Below are 9,619 nucleotides of genomic sequence, written 5' to 3'. Positions count from 1 at the left end.
AGGGGTCAATTCGTGCGATTGACACCCCCGAATCATACCAAGAGGGCTTTTTTTATTCAAGTCCCCGAAAAAACTTCTAACAGGAATGCTCCTTTCAAGTAGTATATCTACTTATCTCTCAACAATTCATTCTTTATAAAGCTGACGATATAAAAAATAATATAAACAGCGAATAATATGAAAGATATATTAATAAAACTTGGTAATTCTTCATGTCTAAATAAAACTATTAATCCCATTCCACAAAAAGGGACGATCATATATCCACGGTAATTTTTCCACCACAAAGAAAATTTTTCCATAACAATCAAACCTTCCACTTTAAATTTTAATTTTCTTTAAATTCTCACGTTTTCTCTAAATTTTCCTAACATCTGATATTCTTTCAGATTCAGTGAAATGGTCGTGGAATTCACAATTTTTAAGCCATTCACCTGACTGGAGGAATTCGTGGACATCTGACGGATTTGATTCACTAAACCCAGAAAGATTTCTGCGAGTAATTCGGGTTTTACTTGGCGATGTTTTCGGGAAAGTTGTGAAGCACTAATAGAAGTCAATCCTAATTCTCGCTGAAAATCATCCAGTAACGCATCATCGGCGATGGCGCGCAGTCCTTCTCGTTGTTGAAGTTGAGCATGTAAAAACAAAAGTAAATGCGCTTTTGTGGTTATTTTTTTCGTATATTTATCTTGTTTCATCTCTTCAATTCTTTGTGTAAATTTGACAGAATTGAGAGGAGTGACACATTTACCAAATGAAGAAAATATTGTATCCATGTCCATAGGCTTCATCCTTTATATTGGATTTGGACAGGGACCACCTGTACCATCCATTATAAAGGATTTTTTTATGACTTTTTTCAATTCGGAATTTTCGAATTAAATTTATGCAACGCTAGTGATTTATTTTATTTTTGAGATTGATCTTTCACAAATAAAGATATTTATTATTAATTTACAGTATTGTCATTTATTTATATATTATGTTTAAATTTACATATTTTTCAATTCTATTTTAATAACGCGTTAAAAAAATGTCAATATAAACATATCGAAGAAAGAGAACGAAACAGGAGAGAACACCCTTCATGAGCAAAAGGTTCTTATGGATCGTGAACTTTCCGAGTATGGAGTCCCTTACGATCAAAAATGGAAATTGGTAGTGGTGATAAAATTTCTACCCGTCCAGTATTCCAAAGTGATGTTAGTATAGATTATAGACACAACGAATAGAGAAATGTACAGTAAATCTATCAATCATAGGGAGTGTCTATAATGGCTAGACGTTTTGATAAAGAATTCAAAATACATGCAGTAAAATTAGTGATCAAGGAAGGAAAAGCGGTCACTCAAACCGCAAGACAACTCGATATTTCACCAAAAACTCTTCATAAATGGGTCGCAGATTATAAAAAAGATGCCGAACATAGTTAAACCAGAAGATCAAGAAAATTGCGGACTTCAAAAGCGCTTTCGGGATCTGGAGGGGGAAAACACCATCTTAAAAAAGGCCATAAGCATCTTCGCCAAAAACCAGAAGTAATTGATGAATTCATTCATACGCATAGAAAGGAGTTTCGTGTGGCGAAGATGTGCGAAGTCCTAGGTGTTTCAAGAAGTGGATACTATGCATGGACCAAACGGCTAGAAAGCCAACAAAAGAAAAGACAGGAAGCGTTGAAAAAGCAAATCAAAAAGATTCACATCGAGTCAAGAGAAACGTATGGCAGCCCAAAAATCACAAAAATCCTTCAGAAGCAAGGGGTTAAGGCATCTCAAAAAACGGTCGCCAGAATCATGAAAGATGGTGACATTCGTTCCAAAACAAAGAAAAAATATAAGGCAACCACGAACTCGAAGCATCATTGGCCTGTGTATTTGAACTTATTGAATCAGCAGTTTGAAGCAGATGAGCCGAATCAAGTATGGGTGGCGGATATTACGTAAGGAGTCGAACGAAAAGAAATGACGGATGATCACTGCAAAATCGAAGGATGCTAGCTCTTTAAACTATTTATCCTAAAAGGATTATAATACACGTTTAATCAAAAATCCGGTCCTATCAAGGAACCGGATTTTTGATTAAGCATTTTGCGGTTTCATCGGTTTATTAGTGCCGCGTTTTAATACGATTTGGAAAACGAGGAGGACAACAAATAATATGAGCCCCGCAATGTCTGTGAATCCTTCTGGATAGATGAGCATGAGACCGGCAGCAATGGATAAAATGCGCTCTACCCAATGCAGTTTACGCATCCAGAAGCCGATCATCCCTGCTCCGATTGCAACCATTCCAGAAAGGGCAGTAAAGATCACCCATATTAGCTCTGTGAATGTCGTATCAATCATTAACAGCTGTGGTGAGAGTACAAACATATACGGAATGATAAAGGCGGCAATCGCCAGCTTAGCGGATTGTACTCCCGTTCGAATCGGTTCTCCTCCCGAAACACCTGCTGCTGCAAATGCTGCTAATGCAACTGGCGGAGTGATATCGGCAATAATACCAAAATAGAACACAAATAAGTGAGCCGATAAATCAGGAACTCCTAATAAAATAATGGCTGGTGCAGCAATTGTTGACGTAATGACATAGTTCGCTGTTGTAGGTGAACCCATCCCAAGAACAATAGCAGCAATCATCGTTAAGAATAATGTTGGAAGCAGCATACCGCCTGCAATATCTAATAACCCATTAGCAAGCTTTAAGCCAAGTCCTGTTTTGGTGACGATCCCGACAATGATACCAGCAGCAGCTGTTGCCGCTGCAACAGATAATGCTGTACGAGCACCATCGACAAGAGCATAAATAATATCAATCAAGCGCATTTTTGAATCGCGATTAATGAAGCCGACAATAATGGCAATGACAATCGCATATAATGCAGAATGTGTAACCGTTATCCCTGACATTAGTAGGACAATAACAGCTAGTATCGGAATTAATAAATAAATTTTCTTAAAGACTTCTTTTCTATTCGGCATTTCTTCTTTCGAAAGTCCGCTTAAGCCAATACGCTTTGCTTCAAAATGCGTCATAATCCAAACGCCCGTAAAATAAAGAATCGCTGGGATCGCAGCAGCCTTTGCAATATCCCAATAGGTTAAACCGTTTCCAATAAACTCAACCATTAAAAAAGCAGCCGCTCCCATAATTGGTGGCATGAGCTGTCCACCTGTTGATGCAGCAGCTTCAACAGCTCCAGCAAACTCCTTTTTATAGCCGAGCTTTTTCATCATTGGAATCGTAAACGAACCTGAGGTAACAACGTTCGCAACAGAGCTGCCGCTAATCGTACCTTGCAGCGCACTTGAGAAGATCGCAACCTTCGCTGGTCCCCCAGTACTTCTTCCAGCTATTGCAACAGCTAAGTCGTTAAAATATTGACCGACACCTGTTTTCACTAGAAAAGCGCCAAATAAAAGGAACAAGAAAATAAATGTTGATGATACGCCTAACGGTGTTCCTAAAATACCTTCCGTTGTAAAGAACATTGTTTGCACTAAACGCTGCAAGCTTAAACCACTGTGCTGCAAAAATCCTGGCATGTATTCTCCAAAATAACCGTAGCTTAAAAATAAAATGGCAATAATGGTGATCGGAAGTCCGACGGCCCGTCTAGTTGCTTCTAAAACTAGTAAAATCGCAAGAACGCCAATATAAAAGTCTGTATCCGTTAATAATCCAACACGCATGACAATTTCATCAATGTTCACTGGCCAATAAGCTCCCACGACCACACTTAAAATAGCTAAGATGACATCATACCATGCAACTTGCCATTTTCCACTTGCGCGCTTTTTTTTGCTAGCAGGAAATAAAAGAAATATTAGTGCAAGGGCAAAACCTAGGTGAATGGAACGTTGAATTTGAGCCGTAAACACCCCAAAAATCGCCGTATATAATTGGAATAAGGAAAAAGATAATAATCCAACAAAAACAATGACACCAAAAACACCTTTAAGCTTTCTCGTTCCCGCTTCTGGATCGTATTTTTCCAAAAGTTTTTGCTGTTCTTCCTCAGACAACGTTTCAAATTTTTCGTTATGATCCATCGATGTCCACTCCTTTCAACTGTTGCCATATGTTTAATTTCGTTGGCTTGATTCGTACCCATGTGCCAGCTTTTATAAAGTTTGCAAGTTTATATTTTTTTCCATCAACAATAACTTTATGATTCGCCCTCACTTGTCCAATTCGTAAATCAATAAAAGAGAATCGCCGATTCATATTCAATATATAATATTTTCCGTCTTTCTTGACAAAGGATTCATTACCTTCTGCATTAGCCGGCATTCCGATAGCAAAGTTTTCGTACTCCAACTCGGTAAGTACTAGTTCATTTTGCAACCTTTGATATGTTTCAACAACATCTGTTAAGTGGATGGAATGGGTATATTCAATTTGAAATGTCTTTTCCTCTTGGATAGGAAGATAGGCAAGCAGCTGATTTGTATCTTCATAATAAAAGGCTATTACTTGTTTAAAAGGAAAGAAAAGAACAAAAGCGATGATTGACAGAAGGGGCAAAAAAAAGAAAAATGTACGTTTATAGACCATGATAACCCCACCTAATTAGGAAAAGAGCAAATGAAAACGATAGACCGAATGATCGGCCTATCATTTTCATGTGTTGCAGTAAAACTATTTAACGCCCTTCTCTGTGAAGTATTTTTCAGCACCTGGGTGTAAAGGCATATCTCCGATTCCATCAAGTGCTGTTTCTGCTTTAATTAATTTACCTTTTGCATGGGTGATTTTGTCAGTATTTTCAAAAATCGCTTTTGTGATGTTGTATACAGTTTCTTCATCTAAGTCGTCGCGCACAACTAACATTGCTTTAACCGCAACTGTCGCAACATCCTCATCAATGCCATATGTTCCAGCAGGAACTGTATCTTCAGCATAGTATGGATATTTCTCCATTAGCTCTTTTGCTTTGTCAGCAGAAATAGGAACCACTTTTACGTCCTTTTGTGCCGCTAAAGCTTCCACTGCACCAGTTGGTGTACCAGCAGTAATGAACGCTGCATCAATACTTCCAGATTGAATTCCGTCTGTAGACTCATCAAAAGATAAGTTTTGTGCTTTAATATCATCAAATGATAAACCGTAGATTTCTAAAATTTGTTGAGCATTTGCGTTGACTCCAGAACCAGGCGCACCGACTGAAACCGTTTTCCCTTTTAAGTCCTCAACAGAATCAATGCCGCTATCTTTTGTCGTAATAATTTGCACGGTTTCAGGGTAAAGTGTACCGATTGCTTGAACGTTATCTACTTTGTTACCTTCAAACATTAATTCGCCATTTAATGCATATGAAGCGATGTCTGTTTGTGTGAAAGCAATTTCCGCATCGCCATTTTTTAATGTACTCATATTTTCAGCAGATGCTCCAGATGATTGGGCACTTGCTTTGTAATCGGTCTCATCTTCAATAATGCTTGCCATCGCACCACCAAGCGGATAGTATGTACCTCCAGTACCGCCAGTTAAAATACTTAAACTAGTTGTTTTCTTTTCCGCATCGCCATTACCTTCATCATTTTCATTTCCGCCGCCATTTCCACAAGCAGCAATTACCATCGCCATTGCTAACATGACCACGAAAAGAAGACTACTACGGAATTTTTTCAAACTTGACACCCCTTTTTCATTATATTGTGAAAACCACAATTCTATAATACCATAACTATTATGAAAAGTGTCAAATGATTATAAGTGATTCGGAATATTTTGAATACGCTTACATTTTAACGAATACTTATTTCTACATTTAATAAACGACAGCCGCAAACATCCATCTGTACAACTCGATGTCGAGCAAATTTGGATGAAATAGCCCCTCACACGATATGAGGAGGGGCAATCCATTCATTCTGTTTTTAGAATTTGTCATGGTCGCAAATTTTATTAAATGTCCTGTTTCAGGCATAAATTCATTTCACAGAAAGATTCGCGCTTATGATGAAGTTGTTTTTGTTTCGATTTCAATTTTTGAAAGAGCCTGTAAAAAATCTTTCTTTAAATCTTCAAAGCTTTCTAGCCCAACGCTTAACCGAAGAAGACCGTCTGTAATTCCCCGCTTTTCGCGTTCTTCCTTCGGCATTGCGGCATGAGACATTTTCGCTGGATAAGATAAAATGGATTCAACCGCACCTAAACTAACTGCAAACACTGGAATATTCAAGTTAGAAACTAGCTTTTCAACTGCTTTTCCATCCTTAAGCTGAAAGGAAAACACAGCACCTGCCCCTTCTGCTTGATAGCGCTGAATCGAGGAGCCTGGATGATCGTCAAATCCTGGATAGTATACCTTTTCAACAGCTGGATGGTTTAGTAAACAGCCGGCAAGCTTTGCGGCTGTTTCTTGGGATTGCTGCAATCGAACATGCAATGTTTTTAATCCCCGCAGCACAAGCCAACAATCTTGTGGTCCTAACACAGCGCCAAGGGCGTTTTGCAGTTTGTACAAACGATTTCCTAGCTCTTCATCTTTCACAACAGCTAGCCCTGCGACAACGTCACTATGACCGGCTAAAAATTTCGTTGCGCTATGTAATACAACATCAGCTCCTAATTCGAGCGGGCGCTGCAAGGCTGGTGTCATAAAAGTGTTATCAACAAATGTTAAACAGTTATTTGCTTTCGCAAGTTTGACAATGCCTGAAATATCTGTCACTTTCATTAATGGATTTGACGGTGTTTCAATATAGATGACCTTCGTATTTGGGCGAATGTTAGAGGCCACCTCGTGTAAATTTGTCATATCGACAAACGTATGCTCAATTCCAAATCTCGACAGTACTTCTGTTACAACTCGGAAGGTGCCACCGTATACATCTTCTGTTATTAAAACGTGATCCCCTTTTGATAATAATAGAAAGGCGGTAGATATGGCCGCCATCCCTGAGGCAAAGGCAAAACCTCTGACTCCTCCTTCCAGTTCGGCAATAGCTTCCTCTAACGCTTCCCTCGTCGGGTTTCCTGAACGGCTATAATCATATTTCGGTGAAAAATCAAAGCCTTGTTGATGAAAGGTAGAAGCATGCTGAATCGGGACACTGACAGCGCCAGTCGTCACATCAAATTTATGTTTATTATGCAAAAGCTTTGTTTGAAACGTCCATTGATCAGCCACGATGCTTCACCTCCTCTTTTGCCGCAATGGCTAATGCCTGCTTAATATCTGCTTTTAAGTCCTCTACATTTTCAATTCCGACCGAAAAGCGGAGAAGCCGGTTGCAAACCCCGTTTTTTATCCGGATCTCCTCTGGGATATCCGCATGTGTCTGCGTTGCAGGATAAGTAATAAAGCTTTCAACTCCCCCTAAGCTTTCAGCAAAACAAATTAAGGATAAATTTCGTAAAAACGGATCGACCCATTCCTCTTTTTGAATACGAAATGACAGCATTCCACCTTTTCCTGGATATAACACATCTTTTACCTCAGGAAGCTCTTTTAAAAAGGCGGCTAAGCTTTTAGCATTTTCTTCATGCTTTTTCATGCGGAGAGATAAAGTTTTCATTCCTCTTAACAATAACCAGGAGTCAAAAGGCGACAATACTCCACCGATGGCATTTTGGAGCGTAAAAATCTTTTCACATAGCTCCTCCCCTTTTGCAGCAATTAAACCTGCTAAAACATCATTGTGTCCTCCTAAATATTTCGTTGCACTATGGACGACAATATCCGCTCCTTCTTCGATTGGACGCTGAAGCAAAGGAGTATAAAATGTGTTGTCAACAATGAGCAGCAGGTTATGTTTTTTCGCCAATTCTGCAATTGGCTTAATGTCTGTTTCCTGCATAAGAGGATTCGTTGGCGTTTCTAAGAAAATCGCTTTCGTTTTAGCATTGATTAATGATTCTGTTTTCTTAAGGGAAAGAAAATCATCATATTGAAAGGAAAGTCCGTATTTACGCCATTCTTCAAAAAGGCGGTACGTTCCACCATATAAATCGGAAGATACAATTAATTCATCACCGCTTTGAAAAAGAGATAAAATCGTTTGGATGGCAGCCATTCCTGAAGAAAAGGCAAAACCTCTATCCCCTCCCTCTAGTGTGGCAATCGCATCCTCCACCATTTTTCGAGTCGGATTTCCAGTTCGGCTATAATCATAGCCAGTCGATTCACCAATCCCTGTATGACGGTAGGCAGTGGACAAATAAATAGGGGTACTAACCGTTCCAGTTTTTGTTTCACTGCGATTTCCAAGCTGCGCCAAAATTGTTTCAATATCTTTTTTGAACATGTGATTACCTCCTTGTATAAATTTGCGGAGGCCGTCTTGTCAATGGAAATTAGGAGTCTTTAAAACTAAAACGCCTTCTTCAGAAGAAGAAGGCGTTTACGTTATCAGTAAGCTCCTTCTTATCTTCCAAGCATGACAAACGGCAAATGATGCTTGCTGGATTTAGCACCTTGGTACTAAAGAATGAAAGGGAGTAAGAAGCCTTACTTTTCCGTTAGCCCCTTCAAAATTTTAAGGTGAAACGAGAGGGCATCCCTTTCTCGTACCGGTTGCTGAGGCTTCATAGGGCCAGATCCCTCCACCTCTCTCGATAAGAAAAGATGAAATATTCAATTTTTTATTACTTTAACGCAAAAAGTAAAAGATTTCAAGGAAAAGTTTTCTCACGAGAAAGAAATTGATCACAATCATATGTAAAAGAAAACAAAAGGGTCTTTAAATAAAACGATTGTCCATACAAATAATCGTTTGAAAACATAAAAATATAACAAATGAAAAGAAAAGAGGTGTAATGATGGCCCAGCAAATAATGAAGCTTCTCGTAACGGCATCCACGACAACAAATGTCGTTCCAACGTCAGAAAAATTTTTCTATGTAACTGCTGCTCAAACTGATGCAGGTAGTACTCTAACGATTACGGTAGATAACTTTTTCGATGATAGCGGTGCAACGCCTACTGCACTTCCTGCCTTAAATACTGACAATAGTTATTTCAATGTATACATTAATGGTGTTTTGCAGCAGCAAGATCTTTCAACATACACTCCAGGAGGTACTGGTGTTGGACAGCTCGTTGTTAGTGTACCTGTAGGTAGTGATCCAATATTACAAAACACACCTGTCGTATTAGAAGTGGTCAACTATGCGCCAACTTCCAGCACGACGATCACAACATAATGAATAGAGGAAGGGCTAGCGATAGCTCTTCCTCTTTAATTTCAATTATGAATCATAAATTTTAATGAATTGTAGAATAATGGGGACACCTTTTTTAGGGATATCCTGCGACGTTAAAATCAGAACACCTTCTAGAACATGGTAAAGAGTTGATGGCTGCAGCATCGCATTGATAAATAAATTGACATAAGATACGGTATTCGGGTCCAATATATTGGTATTCCCATATCCCTTTAAGCCGTCTTGATTTGTATAAATTCTTTTAACACCATCAGAAATCGTCACAAACTGTAAAGTATCAGCCTGTAATACTTTCGGTGATACGGGAGTTTCCTTCCTCGGAAAAATATCAGGGCAACCCTTTGGTCCATTTAATGGGAGACACTCAGTATATTGGTTATACCTTTTTCGCAAATGGTTAAATTTTCGATTCGTCAATTTGCTATACATAACAAAGCAA

Annotated in this window: 8 protein-coding genes, 1 pseudogene and 1 riboswitch; of the genes and pseudogenes, 2 read left to right on the top strand and 7 right to left on the bottom strand. The window is 38.8% G+C overall.

Annotated elements, in window-relative coordinates:
* Positions 1-338: 338 nt before the first annotated feature.
* Positions 339-785: a DUF4372 domain-containing protein gene (locus J2S06_RS08000; RefSeq protein WP_419151927.1), complete on the bottom strand. Its 447-nt coding sequence runs from the start codon at positions 783-785 to the stop codon at positions 339-341.
* A gap of 492 nt (positions 786-1,277) precedes the next feature.
* Between J2S06_RS08000 and J2S06_RS07995 the strand changes: the two are divergent.
* A pseudogene (locus J2S06_RS07995) lies at positions 1,278-1,946 on the top strand (IS3 family transposase); the annotation flags it as partial.
* Positions 1,947-2,084: 138 nt separating this feature from the next.
* Here the strand turns inward: J2S06_RS07995 and J2S06_RS07990 are convergent.
* The 5 genes from J2S06_RS07990 to J2S06_RS07970 all read right to left on the bottom strand — a co-directional run bounded on the left by J2S06_RS07990 (position 2,085) and on the right by J2S06_RS07970 (position 8,261).
* A complete protein-coding gene (locus tag J2S06_RS07990) occupies positions 2,085-4,058 on the bottom strand; it encodes a TRAP transporter permease (RefSeq protein WP_044895449.1) in 1,974 nt (657 codons plus the stop codon).
* Positions 4,048-4,563 (bottom strand): DUF1850 domain-containing protein, encoded by a 516-nt coding sequence (locus J2S06_RS07985; RefSeq protein ID WP_044895450.1) that lies wholly within the window; start codon positions 4,561-4,563, stop codon positions 4,048-4,050. Before J2S06_RS07985 ends, J2S06_RS07990 begins: the two co-directional genes overlap by 11 nt.
* 84 nt (positions 4,564-4,647) lie before the next feature.
* On the bottom strand, positions 4,648-5,640 hold the full coding sequence (locus J2S06_RS07980) for a TAXI family TRAP transporter solute-binding subunit (RefSeq protein WP_083979354.1): 993 nt from the start codon (positions 5,638-5,640) through the stop codon (positions 4,648-4,650).
* A gap of 325 nt (positions 5,641-5,965) precedes the next feature.
* Positions 5,966-7,147, bottom strand: a complete 1,182-nt coding sequence (metC, locus tag J2S06_RS07975) for a cystathionine beta-lyase (RefSeq protein WP_407638512.1) — start codon at positions 7,145-7,147, stop codon at positions 5,966-5,968.
* A complete protein-coding gene (locus J2S06_RS07970; RefSeq protein ID WP_044895452.1) occupies positions 7,137-8,261 on the bottom strand; it encodes a methionine biosynthesis PLP-dependent protein in 1,125 nt (374 codons plus the stop codon). The genes metC and J2S06_RS07970 overlap by 11 nt, the downstream gene beginning before the upstream one ends.
* 116 nt (positions 8,262-8,377) lie before the next feature.
* A riboswitch (SAM riboswitch) is annotated at positions 8,378-8,578 on the bottom strand.
* A gap of 197 nt (positions 8,579-8,775) precedes the next feature.
* Here J2S06_RS07970 and J2S06_RS07965 point away from each other — a divergent pair.
* Positions 8,776-9,159 carry a DUF4183 domain-containing protein gene (locus J2S06_RS07965; RefSeq protein ID WP_419151926.1) on the top strand — a complete coding sequence of 128 codons (384 nt, stop codon included), beginning with the start codon at positions 8,776-8,778 and terminating at the stop codon, positions 9,157-9,159.
* A 45-nt stretch (positions 9,160-9,204) separates the two neighbouring features.
* Here the strand turns inward: J2S06_RS07965 and J2S06_RS07960 are convergent, their stop codons facing one another.
* Positions 9,205-9,609 (bottom strand): DUF4183 domain-containing protein, encoded by a 405-nt coding sequence (locus tag J2S06_RS07960; protein WP_419151925.1) that lies wholly within the window; start codon positions 9,607-9,609, stop codon positions 9,205-9,207.
* Positions 9,610-9,619 lie beyond the last annotated feature (10 nt).

The sequence above is a fragment of the Bacillus alveayuensis genome (assembly GCA_030812955.1).
GTDB lineage: Bacteria > Bacillota > Bacilli > Bacillales > Aeribacillaceae > Bacillus_CB > Bacillus_CB alveayuensis.
This window is presented reverse-complemented; position numbering and strand designations above follow the sequence as displayed.

Coding starts and splice junctions, on each gene's coding strand:
- J2S06_RS07960 (WP_419151925.1), bottom strand. CDS start 9,609: ATGTATAGCAAATTGACGAATCGAAAATTTAACCATTTGCGAAAAAGG.
- J2S06_RS07990 (WP_044895449.1), bottom strand. CDS start 4,058: ATGGATCATAACGAAAAATTTGAAACGTTGTCTGAGGAAGAACAGCAA.
- J2S06_RS07985 (WP_044895450.1), bottom strand. CDS start 4,563: ATGGTCTATAAACGTACATTTTTCTTTTTTTTGCCCCTTCTGTCAATC.
- J2S06_RS08000 (WP_419151927.1), bottom strand. CDS start 785: ATGGACATGGATACAATATTTTCTTCATTTGGTAAATGTGTCACTCCT.
- J2S06_RS07970 (WP_044895452.1), bottom strand. CDS start 8,261: ATGTTCAAAAAAGATATTGAAACAATTTTGGCGCAGCTTGGAAATCGC.
- J2S06_RS07965 (WP_419151926.1), top strand. CDS start 8,776: ATGGCCCAGCAAATAATGAAGCTTCTCGTAACGGCATCCACGACAACA.